Below are 15,701 nucleotides of genomic sequence, written 5' to 3'. Positions count from 1 at the left end.
GCTACTTGGTGGTGATGATGTCGAAATCGGCGCCCAGGCCAGCGAGCTTCTCCGTAAAGCGCTCATATCCGCGGTTGATGATATCGATGCCAGTGACCCTGGAGGTGCCGGTCGCGGCCAAAGCTGCGATGAGGTGGCTGAAGCCCCCACGAAGATCCGGGATGTCAATCTCGGTCCCCCGCAGCGGCGTCGGACCGGAGATCACGGCAGAATGCAGGAAGTTCCGCTGGCCGAAGCGGCAGGGGACGCTGCCAAGGCACTCACGGTGGACCTGGATGTTTGCACCCATCCGGGCCAGGGCATCGGTGAACCCGAAACGGTTCTCATAGACCGTCTCATGCACAATCGACACGCCCTCCGCCTGGGTCAAAGCGACCACCAGGGGCTGCTGCCAGTCAGTCATGAAGCCGGGGTGCACATCCGTCTCCAGGACCAGCGGGGAAAGCTTGCCTCCGGGGTGGTAAAAACGGATGCCGTCATCACCAATGTCCATGCCGCCACCCACCTTGCGGTAGGTGTTCAGGAAAGTCATCATGTCCCGCTGTGAGGCACCTTCAACAAAAATGTCGCCACGCGTGACCAACGCGGCCGAGGCCCAGGACGCAGTCTCGTTCCGGTCCGGAAGCGCCCGGTGGTTGTAGCCGCCCAGGTCCTTGACACCCTCGATACGGATGGTGCGGTCAGTCTGGACGCTGATGATCGCGCCCATCTTCTGCAGCACGGCGATGAGGTCGATGATCTCAGGTTCCGTTGCAGCGCCACTGAGTTCCGTGATGCCTTCCGCGCGCGTGGCACTCAGCAACACTTGCTCGGTGGCGCCGACGGACGGATAGGGAAGGGAGATCTTGGCGCCGTGCAGGCCGTTCGGGGCGGAGATGTGGATGCCACCAGGGCGCTTTTCCACGACGGCGCCAAACTGGCGCAGGACGTTCAGGTGGTAGTCGATGGGACGATCGCCAATTTTGCAGCCGCCGAGGTCCGGAATGAAAGCCTCTCCGATCGCGTGGATCAGGGGGCCGCACAGCAGGATCGGGATGCGTGAATCGCCGGCATGCGCGTCAATGGCGGTGCTGGATGCCGTTTTGGCATCCTTCGGATTCAGGGTCAGATCGCCCGTGTCGGGGTCCTTGACCACAGTCACCCCGTGGAGCTTCAGCAGGCTGGTGACAACCTCCACGTCCTTGATTTCCGGCACGTTCCGAAGCACTGATGGTTCGCTGCCCAGCAACGCCGCCACCATGGCCTTGGGCACAAGGTTCTTGGCACCGCGAACGGTCACCCGCCCTGTCAACGGGACGCCACCGCGGATTGTCAGAACACTACTCATCTATACCGGTTTCCTCACGACTACTCGCCCCCCATACTTACAAAGGCTCCAGCTAAGCATAGAAGCTCGGGTTACCTAACCGAAATGGAGCTGCCCCGTGCCGGGCAGATCCTGTATCCATCAGTCCTTTCGAAAAAAGGACCGGTGAGCCCACCCTAAGGGGCCCACCGGTCCAGGTTCCGCAGCATCCAGCCGCGACGAATTCGTCAGCTTTTCGCCGGAAGCGTCTTCGGCTTAAAGGAAGGCCGTGTGGCCTCGTAGGCGGTGATGTCTTCCTCGTGCTGCAATGTCAGTCCGATGTCATCGAGGCCTTCCAGGAGGCGCCAGCGCGTGTAGTCGTCGATCTCGAACGGGGCCACGACATTGCCGCATTCCACGGTCTTGGAGACCAGGTCTACCTTGACCTCAGTGCCAGGGCTGTTTTCCAGGACCTTCCAGATGAGCTCGATGTCATCCTGTGCCACCTGGGCTGCCAGCAGTCCCTGTTTTCCGGAGTTACCGCGGAAAATATCGGCGAAACGCGAGGACAACACAGCTTTGAAGCCGTAGTCCTTCAACGCCCAGACAGCGTGCTCACGGGAGGAACCCGTGCCAAAGTCGGGCCCGGCCACGAGGACGGAGCCGGACTTAAAGGGGGCCTGGTTGAGGATGAAGGACTCGTCCTTGCGCCATGCAGCGAAGAGGGCGTCTTCGAAGCCTGTGCGCGTGATGCGCTTGAGGTAGACCGCGGGAATGATCTGGTCGGTATCCACATTGCTCTGGCGCAGCGGAACACCGATGCCGGTGTGGGTGGTGAATGCTTCCATGGGATCCTCCTAGACTGCGATTCCGGTCAATGTGCCTGCAGAAGCCGGCTCAAGGTCCGACGGCGAGCTCAACGTTCCGCGAACGGCTGTAGCGGCAGCCACCACGGGAGAGACAAGGTGCGTACGGCCACCTTTGCCCTGGCGGCCCTCAAAGTTGCGGTTGGACGTTGATGCGCAACGCTCCCCCGGCTCCAGCTGGTCCGGGTTCATGCCCAGGCACATCGAGCAACCGGCGAAGCGCCACTCGGCACCGAAATCCTTGAAGACTTTATCCAGGCCCTCGGCTTCGGCTTCGAGCCGGACACGGGCGGAGCCAGGCACCACGAGCATGCGGATATCCGGGTCCTTCTCGCGGCCGCGGATGATGTCAGCGGCAGCACGCAGGTCCTCGATGCGGGAGTTGGTGCAGGAGCCCAGGAAGACGGTATCCACGCGGATGTCTTTCATGGGGGTGCCTGCCTCAAGGCCCATGTACTGCAGCGCGCGCTCGGCGGCAGCCTTGGCGTTCTCGTCGCCAAAGTCCTCCGGGGAAGGAACCTTGGCTGAGAGGGAAACGCCCTGGCCGGGGTTGGTGCCCCAGGTGACGAACGGCTCGAGGGTGTTGGCATCGAGGTCGACTTCGACGTCGAACGTCGCGTCGGAGTCAGTGTGCAACGTGTTCCAGTACTCGACGGCGGCGTCCCAGTCAGCGCCCTCGGGCGCATGCGGACGGCCCTGCATGTAGTCGTAGGTGATCTGGTCCGGAGCCACCATTCCGGCACGCGCGCCGGCTTCAATGGACATGTTGCAGATGGTCATGCGGGCATCCATCGACAGGGCCCGGATCGCAGAGCCGCGGTATTCCAGGACGTAGCCCTGGCCTCCGCCGGTACCGATCTTGGCGATGACAGCCAGGATGATGTCCTTTGCGGTAACTCCTGGGCGCAGCGTCCCCTCAACGTTGATCGCCATGGTCTTGAACGGCTTCAGAGACAGCGTCTGGGTTGCCATGACGTGCTCGACTTCAGAGGTTCCGATGCCCATTGCCAGTGCACCGAAGGCGCCGTGCGTGGAGGTGTGCGAGTCGCCGCATACCACCGTCATGCCCGGCTGGGTCAGGCCCAACTGCGGACCCACGACGTGCACGATGCCCTGCTCCTTGTCGCCGAGCGAGTGCAGGCGGACGCCGAATTCCTTGCAGTTGGCCCGCAGCGTTTCAATCTGCGTGCGGCTGGTGAGGTCGGCTATGGGCTTGTCGATGTCCAGCGTGGGAGTGTTGTGGTCCTCCGTGGCAATGGTCAGGTCAGCGCGGCGTAGCTTGCGGCCAGCCAGGCGCAGCCCCTCGAAAGCCTGCGGTGACGTCACCTCGTGGACCAGGTGCAAGTCAATGAAAAGAAGGTCGGGCTGGGCATTGGCTCCTTCGCCTTCACCCTTGCGCACTACGTGCGCGTCCCAGACTTTCTCGGCCAGTGTCTTTCCCACGGCCTTGCTCCCTTCACTGAAGTTGGATGTTCTTCATCCACTGAACTGTTCCTCTAACCACTGAACTCTTCTAACCACTGAACCAGCAGGGTCGCAAAATAGGCCAGTGAAACAACTTGCATCTCAGATATTGAGACGGCAATATCATTACATGGACAATTCTAGTGGAGTCGGGGTCATTGATAAAGCGGCCCAAGTACTCGATGCCCTCGAGGCCGGGCCAACGACACTTGCACAACTTGTAGCGGCCACGGGCCTCGCCCGGCCCACAGTTCACCGGCTCGCGCTGGCCTTGGTCCACCACCGGCTGGTCAGCCGCGACATCCAGGGACGGTTCGTTCTGGGCAGCCGCCTGGTGGAACTCGCATCCGCCGCTGGTGAAGACCGGCTCATCGCATCTGCCGGGCCGGTACTCATCCAACTGCGGGACGCTACCGGCGAGAGCGCCCAGATCTTCCGCAGGCAGGGCGATTGGCGCGTGTGCGTTGCCTCAGCGGAACGGCCGATCGGGCTCCGGGATACTATTCCGGTGGGAACCCAGCTGTCCATGAAAGCCGGCTCGGCCGCACAGGTCCTCCTCGCCTGGGAAGACCATGACCGCCTGCTGGAAGGACTCCAGAACGCCCGCTTTACGCCCACCGTCCTGGCAGGAGTACGACGCCGGGGCTGGGGTCAGAGCCTGGGCGAACGCGAGCCGGGGGTCGCCTCGGTTTCCGCTCCCGTCCGTGGACCCTCCGGAAGGGTCATAGCCGCAGTTTCCATTTCAGGTCCGATTGAGCGCCTCACGCGTCAGCCAGGACGATTGCACGCCGAGGTCGTCTGCAATGCCGCCCGGGTACTGACCGAAGCCTTGCGCAAGAACAACGACTAGACCTGCTCTTTGAAGGGGGACGTCCATGACCACCTACGCAGTATTCCTCAGGGGCATCAACGTCAGCGGGATCAACATCAAGATGGCCGACCTGAAATCAGCACTTAAGGGCTACCCATTCTGTGACGTCAAGACGCTGCTGGCGAGTGGAAACGTTGTCCTGAAGAGTGATTTGAGCATCAAGGATGTAAAGGCCCAGTTCGAAAAGTGCCTGCGTGAATCCTTCGGCTACGACGCCTGGGTTGTTGTCCTCACTTCTTCGCGGGTGGCCGAGCTCGTGGATGCCTGCCCGTACCCTGCCGATGACAAGGCCACGCACAGCTACATCACGCTCACCTCCGACCAAGCCATGCTGGACGAACTCTTTGAGGCCGGAGAGGCCCTTGGTGGCGTGGAGCAAGTGCGGCTTGGACCGGAAGCTTCCGCTTGGCTGTCACCCGCTGGAGGCACCTTGGATAGTCCCTTCAGCAAACTCTCCGCCAAACCGCGTTACAAGGCCAGCACCACAACGCGGAACCTTCGGACCCTGATCAAAGTCAAGGACGCTGCGGCCGATCTCTAGGTGTATCCCCATCACCCGCGTGCGGTTTTTAATGCCGCGTTGAAGGCACCCAAACGGGCGATCTCCACGTCCACCGGTTCCACAATGCGCTGCTCAGCTACGCCTGCTATTGCGGCTTTCAGTCTTTTGGCCACGCCTTTGGCGCGCAGGCGCGCGGCCCAGCCGCCGATGATTCTGCCGAAGATGGCCAGAACAATCCCCAGAACCACTCCGCAGGCCACCATCAACGTAGGCCACGGCCAACCCTCAGTCCTGGGCACCTCCGGAACGGGCATTTGGAAATAGCCGAGCGCGGCCAGGACTCCAAGCCAACCAAGGCCACCGACTGCCAGGAGAAGTGCGATCCATTGAAGTGAGTTGAACATCAACCACCAGAACGGGCGTTTTGATGTTTTGAGATCGGTCCCGGCGATGGCTTGGTCCAGGGCATCCGGCAGTTGCTCGCGGCCTTCCCTGGCCACACTACGGATGGACGCCCGCCACGGGCCCGGAGCACCTTCCGAAGCCTCATCCACAAAATCACGCACGGCGGCATCTGTCCTCGCACGTTCGGGTGCGCCTGCTGCCGGCAAGGAAGTCCGGTTGAGCTCGGGCCTGGCGTCCTGCCTGCCCAGGTTCAGCCGCCGCAGGGGATCAGGCCGGAAGCGCAGCAACCAGCGCGTCACGGGCCATCCCGTCCTCCGTGCCGATTCCCGCTTGAAGGATCGCGCTACCGCATCAACCACCACAGGTACGTTGGCCGCCGTCGACAATTCATTGGCGAGTTTAGCCTTGGTGTTTGCCTTGATGCCGCGAGCCTCGCCTGCACCTGAAACCTGGGACAGTTCGGCGGCAGCCTTGGAGACATCGGCAGCCAGGCGTTTTGTGGTGGCCTCCCGCTGGATCACGACGTCCCGGATGGCACCACGGACGGCATCGATACCTTCGCCAGTCATTGCCGAGGCGCCCAGGACCAGAACGTCATCCAGGCCGTCGCGCCTCAGGATTCCTTTCAGGGAATGAAGCACATCAGCGGTGTCGGCGTCATTGAGCTTGTCTATTTGGTTCAAGACAACAAGCGTGACTGCTCCGTGGGAAGCCATCGGGCGCAGGAAGTCGTTGTGCACGGCGGCATCTGCATACTTCTGCGGGTCCAGCACCCAGACCAGGACGTCCACCATCCCGACCATGCGCTGGACTACCTCCCGGTTTTCCACTTTCGTTGAGTCAAAGTCGGGAAGGTCCAGCAGGATCAGGCCGCTGTCCGCAGTGGCCAGGCCCGGGAGCCCAGGCAGGCTGTGCCGCTCCTGCACTCCGAGCCAGTCCAGCAGAGGTCCACTTCCTTCCTCGCCCCAAATTCCTGCCAACGGGGCGGACGTCGTGGGTCGACGGGCTGCCGCGGTTGCGAGATTGCTGCTGGAAACGGCATTGAACAAGGATGACTTGCCACTTCCGGTGGCCCCGAAAAAGCCCACCACCGTGTGTCCTGCCGACAACGAGCGTCTGGACGTGGCCCGCTCAAGGACCTCATATACGGATTGCAGTTCCTGCTCGGGCAGCACTCCCTCGGCCAGCTCCCGTGCCGTGTTGAGCGCTTCGAGCCGCCGCTGGAGTTGGGACGATTCCCGGATTTGGCTGTGCCTGCTCATGCCGCCCCTGCCAGGCGACGGAGTGCATTGGCGTGGCGGGCGAGGTCCATATCGCCATGAACGGTGCCAGCGTCCAGACCCGTGGCCTCCAACCGGCCGAGGAACCTGTCCCGCTCTTCCTCGAGAAGGCGTTGGCAGGACGTCTGGAGATCGCTCCTGGCCTGTTGGGCCAGCCGACGGACGGCATCCTCACCGAAGACAGCTTCAAGCAGCTTCTGCCCCACCACAGCCGTTCCACCGGCAATACCTATCTCCAATCCGGTCAAGCCGGCAGTCATGGAGAAAACCACCACCATCAGCGCTGCGCCGAGCCCGTTCACTCCGAAGGAGAGCCAACGGGCCTGCGTGCGTTTTTCCTGACCTTGGGTGCGGATCAGCTCCATGAGTCCTTCCTGCCAGGAGCGGATGGCGGCAGCGGCCTTCGCATCAAAGCCGGTACTGGTCCCGGAAAGATCTGCGGCACCCAGCAGTTGGCGGCCTGCCGTATCCGACCGCCAGCGCCTGTCGACGTTTTCTGCGGCATTGGCGGCCTCGTCAAGAATCACGGCTTGCAAACCTGTCTCGATCGCGGTCTCGACTTTCACAGCCGGGGCGGGTTCACCTCTGAAGAATGCTCCCATCCGGTCCCGCATACGCCCTATGTTCTGCTCCAGTGCACGGAAGAATTCACCCGTGCCCACAAAATCCTGCCATCGTGCCAGCACTTCCCCGCGGAGCAGCGCACCATCTTTGGTTGCATCCAGAATGCGCAGCAGGGCGTCGTCGTATTCGTGAACGCAGACCGAGCGCAGCTCGCGGGCAGCAGCATCCTGGGCCGCGGCCGCAGCGGCAATTTCTTCAAACCGGGCGCCCACAGCTTTGATGGCACCATTGAGCGTACGCCTTGCAACGTCCGCTCGTCCGGCCGCATCAGCGGCAAGGCTGGCAAGCCAAAGCCTCAATCCGCTGACAGCTTCGGGCGGAAGCATTCCCAAATCGTCCAAACCACTTTCCTGCACCACGAAGAGTTCTGCAGCAGCCAGGCCCTGGCGATCCAACATCGCCTTGAGGTCCGTCTTGACTTCTTCCTCCGCTGCCGGTGGCACGCGGTCCAGCACCACGGCGACCGTGATGTCCCGCGAAGCCGCATCCAGGAGCAGGCGCCAAGGGACGGCGTCGGCGTATCTGTTTGCCGTGGTGACGAACACCCAAAGGTCCGCCGCGGCCAGCAGCTGACCTGCCAGCCTCCGGTTGTTATCGGAAATGGAGTCGACGTCCGGCGCATCCAGAATCGCCAGGCCTTGGGGCACATGATCGTGCCCTACGAGCACCAAGGACGTTATCGCCTGGGCTTCCGGTGAGAACCCGGCTCGATGTGCACGCAACGGGTCCGCAGAGACACTGCCCCTGATCCGCTCCAGGTTGGGAAGTATGCGCTGGCCCTCAAACCACTCCGCATCCTGCGGATGGTGGAGGAGGATCGGCTGGCGCGTTGTGGGTCTAATAGCTCCGGCACGTGTAACGGGGTAGCCTACCAGCGCGTTAACCAGCGTCGACTTACCGGCACCGGTGGAACCTCCGACGACGGCCAGCAGCGGAGCGTCCAGGCTGCGGTATCGCGGAATCACATAGTCGTCGAGCTGCGCAAGGGTCTCCCGGATCAAGCGGCGCCCGAGTTCGGCGTCGGGCAGGGCGAGAGGCAAGGCGATGCCGGCTAGTTCGCTGCGGGCCGTTTCAAGGGTGTTGACAGCATCAGCCTGGGCTTTATTGGTGACAGGACTGATCCCTGCTCTTGGCGGCTCTTCATGTGCGGTCACAGCATCATCATGCCAGCCCAAAGACTGTCGGCGGGTCATCAGGAGCGTGGTTGGAGGGAATGTCGGGCCGCTACCCCACGCTTTGTCCTATAACCGGGAATGTCGGGTGGTGATGCGAAATGCGCTTAAACCAAGAATTCCCCCGGAACCGAAGTTCCGGGGGAATTGTTTGTGACCCCAGCGGGATTCGAACCCGCGTTACCGCCGTGAGAGGGCGGCGTACTAGGCCGCTATACGATGGGGCCTTGCACTTTTTCGTCACCGTTTCCGGCGAACAAGCTGAATGAGTATTTCATACTTTCAGCTCTCTTCCAAATCGTCCAGGCGATGTGGAATTCCGATTTTCCGCTGCAATCGAGCGGAATTTCAGAGCTGGGATACCAGGACTCGAACCTAGAATGACGGTACCAGAAACCGTAGTGTTGCCAATTACACCATATCCCAAAGTGACTTTCGGACCGGAGTTCGTCGCCGTGGTTTCCCTTGGCTTTTCCCTCCGTGCCCCTCAGCACGAGTAATGACTCTACCGGAGTCTTGCCACCTGCACAAATCGCGAGCCCGTTACCTGCATCACATGGATGTCAGGCTGCGGAGGGCGCCTTAATCAGCAGTCTCGACAACGAATCCACCTGACGCCCGGCGAACTCTTCCACCTCTTCCCCGGTCCTGTTGAGCCACACGCCAATCAGGCCGGCCGCCGTGGCGCCGTCGGCGTCAAGAAGCCGGTTATCCCCGACATAGAGAGTTTCGCCGGGTTCTGTCCCCAGCAGCCGCACGCCCTCCAGGTAGATTGCAGGATCCGGCTTCGGCACGCCCACCGTATCCGTTCCTACGAGGATCTTGATCCTGGACAAGCCCGCCCCATCCAATTTGGCCCGTTGGTAGTCATGAACGTTATTGCTGACAGCGCCATACGGAATGTCGGCATCGTCGAGCGCATCGAGCACGCCAGCGACGTCGTCGAAAGCGCGCACGTAGGCAGTCTGCCGCTGATGGTACTCAGCAACCCACGACTGCGATTCCTCACCGTCTCCGAGCTCCACGCCAAAGTGGCCCAAGGCTGCACGGCCCCTCAAAAGACGCTGCTCATTGAAGGTCAGTTCGCCAGCAAGGTAGCGGTCATAGAAATGCGTTGTTTCGTGCGTGAAGATACGGCCGAACTTCACCCACCCGGCCTGGTCAAGGCCGGGCAGGAGATGTTCGCTGACATCACGCAGAGCCGTTGTCATGGCGTACTCAAGGTCCACCAAGGTGTCGTCGATGTCGAACAGAACACCGCGGATAGTTCCAAAGGAGCTTGCAATAGCCATGACCGTTGCCGACTAGCCTCGGAATGCGCGAACGCGGGCCAAAGAGGAATCCTTACCCAGGATCACCATTGACTCGAACAGCGGCGGAGAAATACGTCGGCCTGAAATGGCGGTGCGCACCGGCCCAAAGGCAGCGCGGGGCTTGATGCCAAGGTCCTCGACCAATGCCTGCTTGAGTGCCGTCTGAATGTTCTCAGCGGTCCAATCCTCTATGGGCTCCAAGGCAGCAAGTGCCGCGTCAAGCACTTCCTGCAGGTTCTCCGGGAGTCCCTTACGGGCGTCGTCAGCAACATCGATCGAGTCGTCGGCTTTGAAGAGGAAGGCCAGCATCTCAGGAGCTTCGCCCAACAGGGTAATACGTTCCTGAACCAGCGGAGCCGCCTCCGCGAGGATCTCCTCCTGCCGGGCGGTCAGGATCTCCCCCACGAAGCCTGCCGCACGGAGGTACGGGACGAGCCGCTGCTTGAAATCCTCCGCCTCCAGCAGGCGCACATGGGTCCCGTTGATGGCCTCGGCTTTCTTGAGGTCGAAGCGCGCGGGGTTACCCAGGACATCGTGGATGTCGAAGTTGGCCACAAGCTGCTCCACGGTGAAGATGTCCTCGTCCGCGCTCAGTGACCAGCCCAGCAGGGAAAGGTAGTTGAGCAGGCCTTCAGGGATGAAGCCACGCTCGCGGTGCAGGAAGAGGCTGGATTCCGGATCCCGCTTGGAAAGCTTCTTGTTTCCCTGGCCCATGACGTAGGGCAGGTGACCGAACTCCGGCATGTACTCCGCCACGCCGATGGCGTAGAGCGCCCGATACAACGCAATCTGCCGGGGGGTGGAGCTCAGGAGGTCCTCCCCGCGAAGCACGTGCGTGATGCCCATGAGGGCATCGTCCACCGGGTTCACCAGCGTGTACAGCGGAGCACCATTGGCACGCACCACCGCGAAGTCAGGCACCGAACCGGCCTTGAACGTGATCTCGCCGCGGACGAGGTCCTTGAAGGTCAGGTCCTCATCCGGCATGCGAAGACGCAGCACGGCTTCGCGGCCTTCAGCCTTGAACTGGGCAAGCTGTTCCTCGGTCAGGTGGCGGTCGAAGCCGTCATAGCCAAGTTTGGGGTCGCGGCCTGCTGCCCGGTGGCGGGCTTCGATCTCGTCCGGCGTGGAGTAGGACTCGTAGACGTGTCCCCCGGCCTTGAGCCTGGCGATGACGTCCTGGTAGATATCCCCGCGCTGTGACTGGCGGTACGGCTCGTGCGGTCCGCCTACCTCGACGCCCTCATCCCAGTCGATGCCGAGCCACTTGAGGGCATCCAGCAGCTGGTGGTAGCTCTCCTCGCTGTCGCGGGCAGAGTCAGTGTCCTCAATGCGGAAGATCAGCTTGCCACCGGTATGGCGCGCATAGGCCCAGTTGAACAGGGCGGTGCGGATCAGGCCAACGTGCGGCGTTCCCGTAGGCGACGGGCAGAAGCGGACGCGGACTGGAGTCTCGGCGTTGACGGCAGGGATGGCGCTGGAGGCAGCGCTGGACGCAGAAGCAGTAGTCATAGTGCTTCAACTTTACCGCTTGATATCGCCCCGGCTCCCCGTCCGAAAGGCTCGACGACGGCCCGCGCCTTTCGTACGAAAGGCTCGTGCCGCCGTCGGGCCTTATGCTCTGGCCGGCCGCTAGCGGCGAACCACCGGGTTGGACAAACGCCCGATGCCTTCGATCTCCACTTCGAAGCGGTCGCCCTCGCTGACCAGGCCGACACCGGCCGGGGTTCCCGTCATGATGACGTCGCCTGGAAGCAGGGTGAACGCGTGCGAAACGATCGAGACGAGCTCGCGCACGCCCCGGATCATCTGGCTGGTGCTGCCGTCCTGACGGAGTTCACCGTTGAGCCGGCCCTGGATGGACAAGTCCTCGTGGTCGAGATCGGTTTCGATCCACGGGCCCAGCGGTGCGGAGGTGTCAAAGCCCTTGGCGCGGGCCCACTGAAGATCGGTTTTCTGGACGTCCCGGGCTGTGAGGTCGTTTCCACAGGTGTAACCAAAAATGACGTCGTCGGCACGTTCCTCGGGAACGTCCTTGCAGATACGGCCGATGATGACGCAAAGCTCCGCTTCGAAGGAGACTTCATCGGAGAACTCCGGGAGGACGATCGGATCGTTTGGCCCGATGACCGAGGTGTTCGGCTTGAGGAAGAGCAATGGATGCTGCGGAACCTCGTTGCCCAGCTCCGCAGCATGCTCGGCAAAGTTACGCCCAACGCCGATCACCTTACTACGCGGAATGATCGGGGCAAGGAGCCGCACATCTTCAAGCTTGTGCTTCACGTGGGTACGTTCGACGCCATTGAAGAAGGGATCGCCGTGGATGACAGTGATTTCCTCACTGCCGGGCTCGCCTTCAACAACGCCATAAAGGGGATCAGAATCAACTACAAACCGGGCGATACGCATGGGCTCAAGCCTACCGTCCAGTGCTTGGGCGTTTGCGCGCTAGCTTCGAAGGTAATCCAACTGCGCCGCAACCGACGTCTCAGCTGCCCACCTGACTGAAGGATCGACGTCGGGATACACCGCATCGGTGACTGCGGCAATCGGCGCATCCTGGCCGAGCCGTGCCAGCGCAGCCCTGATCTGGTCAAGCCGCTGCTGGCGATGTTCGCGGTACTCCCGGCATTTCGCGTCCAGGGCAGCGAGCACCGGGCCATGGGCGGGAAGGAGCGTAGCCGGGCCAACGGATTCGAGCCGGTCCAGACTGGCGAGGTAGTCGCCCAAGCGGCCATCGGGGTAGTCCAGCACCGTGGTGCCGCGGCCGAGGATCGTGTCACCCGTCAGAACGGAGCCTGTGGGGCCGTCTGCGGGGAGATGGAAGCACAAGGAATCCGACGTGTGGCCAGGGGTTGCCAGGACACGGATCTCCACGCCGCCGGCATGCAGGACCTCGCCGTCCACGAGAGGCTCGCCGCCATGGCAGTACTCCGCGGCAGCAGCCCTGACCGGAGCGCCTGTCAGTTCATGGAACCTGGCGGAGGCCGCTGTGTGGTCAGCGTGCCGGTGCGTAATAAGCACGACGTCCACCACGCCGGACGCTGCCAGCTCAGCCAAGTGCCCTTCGTCTTCCGGGCCAGGATCAACGACGGCAACGTGGCCCGAATCGGCCGCGCCAATGACGTAGGAGTTGGTGCCGTCCAGGCTCATCGGGCCAGGGTTTGGTGCCAGCCGGAAGCGGGTGAGGCTGCTGCTTCGCTGCAGTGCAGAGTTGTGGTCGCCGGCAGGTGAGTCGTTGGAAGTCTCCATTGATTCTGAGGTCACCGTCCCATCTTGCACCACTTCCGATCCTCTCTCACATCCGAGGCACTTTTCACCCACGTTCTCTCACATCCGGGACAATTCTCATCGATGCTCGCTCATTTGAACTTCGACGGCGGTCCGCGGCTTTGACCTCAACCGATCGTCATGTGAGAGAACGTTCCCGCCAGACGGTCAGGATGTGAGAGAACGTTCCCGCCAGACGGTCAGGATGTGAGAGCGATCGGGGATGGCAACGGCGGCCCTTCCGCTTGTCACCAAGCAGAAGGGCCGCCGTCGTTCGCTTCAGTTGTGCCGTACTAGACCAGGCGCGTCAGCCAGCCGTGGGTGTCCTCGACGGTACCGGTCTGGATTCCCAGGAGTTGCCGGCGGATGGCCATAGTGGTTTCGCCAGCCTTTGCGTCCTCGGATCCGATGAATTCCGTGGCGTCCTTGAGGACACCGATCGGGGTGATGACCGCTGCCGTACCGCAAGCGAAGACTTCAGCGATTTCGCCTGAAGCAACTCCCTCGCGCCACTCGTCGAGTGTGATCTTTCGCTCGGAAACCTCGCGGCCCATGTCTTTGGCAACCTGGATGACGGAAGAACGGGTCACGCCCTCCAGGATGGTACCGGTCAGTGCGGGCGTAACGAGCGAGCCGTCCTTCATGACGAAGAAGACGTTCATGCCACCGAGTTCTTCCACGGCGTCGTCATTGAAATGGTCCAGGAAAAGTACCTGCTTGCAGCCGTTCGCTTCGGCTTCCTGCTGCGCGATCAGGGAGGCGGCATAGTTGCCACCGCACTTGGCTGCACCTGTTCCACCGCGGCCCGCGCGTGCATACTCGCGGGAAATCCAAATGGAAACGGGCTTCAGTTCGCCACCGAAGTAGTTACCGGCGGGAGAGGCAATGACCCGGAAGGATACTTCCCGGGCGGCCCGCACACCGAGGAAGGCCTCGGTAGCGATCATGAACGGGCGCAGGTACAGGGCTTCACCGTCGCCGGAAGGAACCCATTCCTTGTCAGCCTGCACGAGCTCGCGGATAGCACCAAGGAAGTATTCCTCGGGCAGCTCCGGGAGAGCCAAGCGGCGGGCCGATTTGTTCAGGCGCGCGGCGTTCGCTTCGGGGCGGAAGGTCCATACGGAACCGTCAGCGTGGCGGTATGCCTTCAGGCCCTCAAAGATCTCCTGGCCATAGTGCAGCACTGCGGCCGAAGGATCCAGGGAGATAGGTCCGTAGGGCTCGATCCGGGCGTTCTGCCAACCGCCATTGCCATCGGCGTCAACTTTGTAGTCAACGACGGCGGTGTGGTCGGTGAAGTAATCGCCAAAGCCCGGGTTCGCCAGGACGGCTGCACGCTCCTCAGCAGACTTCGGGGTTTCCGAAAGCTGCTGGCTGAATTCGACGCCGTGGGCAGTCTGAGTCATGTTTCCTCCACAGTCAGCTACCTGGTAGCGCGAAACGGGTCCCGGAGGAAGCGGTTCAGCGGTGGACCAGGGAAGCAGGTAAATAATTCAAGACAAGCTTACGCCTGAGAAATGGGCCTAAAGTGCCGCCGCAATGGCATCGCCGATCGCCGCAGTAGTGCGCGGCTCGCCGGTGCGGCTTTCGACGTCGGCGACCACTGCCGCCTCGATCTTACGGGCCGCCGTGGTGTAGCCAAGGTGGTCCAGGAGGAGCACTGCGGAGAGGATGGCCGCGGTGGGATCGGCTTTCTGCTGTCCGGCGATATCCGGTGCTGAGCCGTGGACGGGTTCGAACATGGACGGTGCTGTGCGGTCCATGTTGATGTTGCCCGATGCCGCCAGGCCGATGCCACCTGTAATGGCAGCTGCGAGGTCGGTCAGGATGTCGCCGAAAAGGTTGTCGGTGACAATGACATCGAAGCGGGAGGGATCGGTAACCATGAAGATGGTTGCAGCATCGATGTGGAGGTAGTCGTGCGTGACCTCTGGGAATTCCTGGGCCACGGCTTCAACGGTGCGCTTCCACAAGTGTCCGGCGAAGACCAGGACGTTGTGCTTGTGGACAAGAGTGACGTGCTTGCGGGGACGTTCGCTGGCGCGGCGGAATGCATCCCGCACCACGCGCTCCACGCCATGCGCAGTATTAAGGGAGACTTCGGTGGCAACCTCGTGTGGGGTGCCACCGCGCAGGGTGCCGCCGTTGCCCACGTAGGGACCCTCAGTGCCTTCGCGGACAACAATGAAATCGATGACGCCGGGGTTTGCCAACGGGCTCCCGACGGTTCCGTACAACCGTGAAGGCCGCAGGTTCACGTAGTGGTCCAGGCTGAAGCGGAGCTTGAGCAGCATCTCGCGCTCGATGATGCCGGAGGGAATCCTGGTGTCGCCCGGGGCGGCCCCGACGGCACCAAAGAGAATGGCATCGCGGGTGCGGAGGTCTGCAAGGACCTCGTCCGGCAGGGTCTCGCCTGTCTCAAGCCAGTGCTGGGCACCGAGCTTGTAGTGGGTCTGCTCAAGGGCTACACCTTCGGCGGCGACAGCCTTTTCGAGGACCTTGACGGCTTCGGCGATGACCTCGGGGCCAATGCCGTCGCCGGGGATGACAGCGAGATTGATGGACGATGCACTCATAGGTCTATCTAGCCAAGCAATCCACATGCTGGTCAAAATCGTCTCACTCTTCGAACATCCTACTGGGGCGAAT

At 62.1% G+C, this 15,701-nt stretch carries 13 protein-coding genes and 2 tRNA genes; 2 read left to right on the top strand and 13 right to left on the bottom strand.

The features are described from left to right. Position 1: 1 nt before the first annotated feature. From murA to leuC, 3 genes are all read right to left on the bottom strand, one after another. The gene (murA, locus tag AC1DD7_RS12150) at positions 2-1,327 is read right to left on the bottom strand and encodes a UDP-N-acetylglucosamine 1-carboxyvinyltransferase (protein ID WP_224090824.1); all 1,326 of its coding nucleotides are present in this window, start codon (positions 1,325-1,327) and stop codon (positions 2-4) included. A 206-nt stretch (positions 1,328-1,533) separates the two neighbouring features. Further along, positions 1,534-2,133, bottom strand: a complete 600-nt coding sequence (gene leuD, locus AC1DD7_RS12145; RefSeq protein ID WP_431115552.1) for a 3-isopropylmalate dehydratase small subunit — start codon at positions 2,131-2,133, stop codon at positions 1,534-1,536. 9 nt (positions 2,134-2,142) lie between these two features. Further along, positions 2,143-3,594 carry a 3-isopropylmalate dehydratase large subunit gene (gene leuC / locus AC1DD7_RS12140; RefSeq protein WP_477515140.1) on the bottom strand — a complete coding sequence of 484 codons (1,452 nt, stop codon included), beginning with the start codon at positions 3,592-3,594 and terminating at the stop codon, positions 2,143-2,145. 151 nt (positions 3,595-3,745) lie between these two features. Here leuC and AC1DD7_RS12135 point away from each other — a divergent pair, with 151 nt between their 5' ends. Both AC1DD7_RS12135 and AC1DD7_RS12130 read left to right on the top strand, forming a co-directional pair. After that, positions 3,746-4,465 (top strand): IclR family transcriptional regulator, encoded by a 720-nt coding sequence (locus AC1DD7_RS12135; RefSeq protein ID WP_014922101.1) that lies wholly within the window; start codon positions 3,746-3,748, stop codon positions 4,463-4,465. Positions 4,466-4,490: 25 nt separating this feature from the next. Continuing rightward, a complete protein-coding gene (locus tag AC1DD7_RS12130; protein WP_431115554.1) occupies positions 4,491-5,027 on the top strand; it encodes a DUF1697 domain-containing protein in 537 nt (178 codons plus the stop codon). A gap of 11 nt (positions 5,028-5,038) precedes the next feature. Here the strand turns inward: AC1DD7_RS12130 and AC1DD7_RS12125 are convergent, their stop codons facing one another. The 10 genes from AC1DD7_RS12125 to AC1DD7_RS12080 form a co-directional block, all read right to left on the bottom strand. Then, entirely contained in the window at positions 5,039-6,655 is a 1,617-nt protein-coding gene (locus AC1DD7_RS12125) for a GTPase (RefSeq protein WP_431115555.1), read from the bottom strand. Then, entirely contained in the window at positions 6,652-8,451 is a 1,800-nt protein-coding gene (locus tag AC1DD7_RS12120; RefSeq protein ID WP_431115556.1) for a dynamin family protein, read from the bottom strand. The genes AC1DD7_RS12125 and AC1DD7_RS12120 overlap by 4 nt, the downstream gene beginning before the upstream one ends. Before the next feature lie 172 nt (positions 8,452-8,623). Next, a tRNA-Glu gene (locus AC1DD7_RS12115) sits at positions 8,624-8,696 on the bottom strand. 127 nt (positions 8,697-8,823) lie between these two features. Beyond that, positions 8,824-8,895, bottom strand: a tRNA-Gln gene (locus AC1DD7_RS12110). 137 nt (positions 8,896-9,032) lie between these two features. Further along, positions 9,033-9,761, bottom strand: a complete 729-nt coding sequence (locus AC1DD7_RS12105; protein ID WP_431115557.1) for an HAD family hydrolase — start codon at positions 9,759-9,761, stop codon at positions 9,033-9,035. Between the two features lie 12 nt (positions 9,762-9,773). Then, positions 9,774-11,294, bottom strand: coding sequence for a glutamate--tRNA ligase (gene gltX / locus AC1DD7_RS12100; protein WP_431115558.1), 1,521 nt, complete (start codon positions 11,292-11,294; stop codon positions 9,774-9,776). Positions 11,295-11,414: 120 nt separating this feature from the next. Next, the gene (locus tag AC1DD7_RS12095) at positions 11,415-12,191 is read right to left on the bottom strand and encodes a fumarylacetoacetate hydrolase family protein (protein WP_431115559.1); all 777 of its coding nucleotides are present in this window, start codon (positions 12,189-12,191) and stop codon (positions 11,415-11,417) included. A 39-nt stretch (positions 12,192-12,230) separates the two neighbouring features. Further along, positions 12,231-13,034, bottom strand: coding sequence for an MBL fold metallo-hydrolase (locus tag AC1DD7_RS12090; RefSeq protein ID WP_477515187.1), 804 nt, complete (start codon positions 13,032-13,034; stop codon positions 12,231-12,233). A 311-nt stretch (positions 13,035-13,345) separates the two neighbouring features. Further along, the gene (locus AC1DD7_RS12085; protein ID WP_477515139.1) at positions 13,346-14,458 is read right to left on the bottom strand and encodes a branched-chain amino acid aminotransferase; all 1,113 of its coding nucleotides are present in this window, start codon (positions 14,456-14,458) and stop codon (positions 13,346-13,348) included. A 117-nt stretch (positions 14,459-14,575) separates the two neighbouring features. Next, positions 14,576-15,628, bottom strand: coding sequence for a 3-isopropylmalate dehydrogenase (locus AC1DD7_RS12080; RefSeq protein WP_431115563.1), 1,053 nt, complete (start codon positions 15,626-15,628; stop codon positions 14,576-14,578). Positions 15,629-15,701 lie beyond the last annotated feature (73 nt).

The organism is Paenarthrobacter sp. 10L412 (assembly GCF_056395565.1).
The sequence above is the reverse complement of the archived record's forward strand: the minus strand, read 5'-3'. Positions and strand labels throughout refer to the sequence as shown.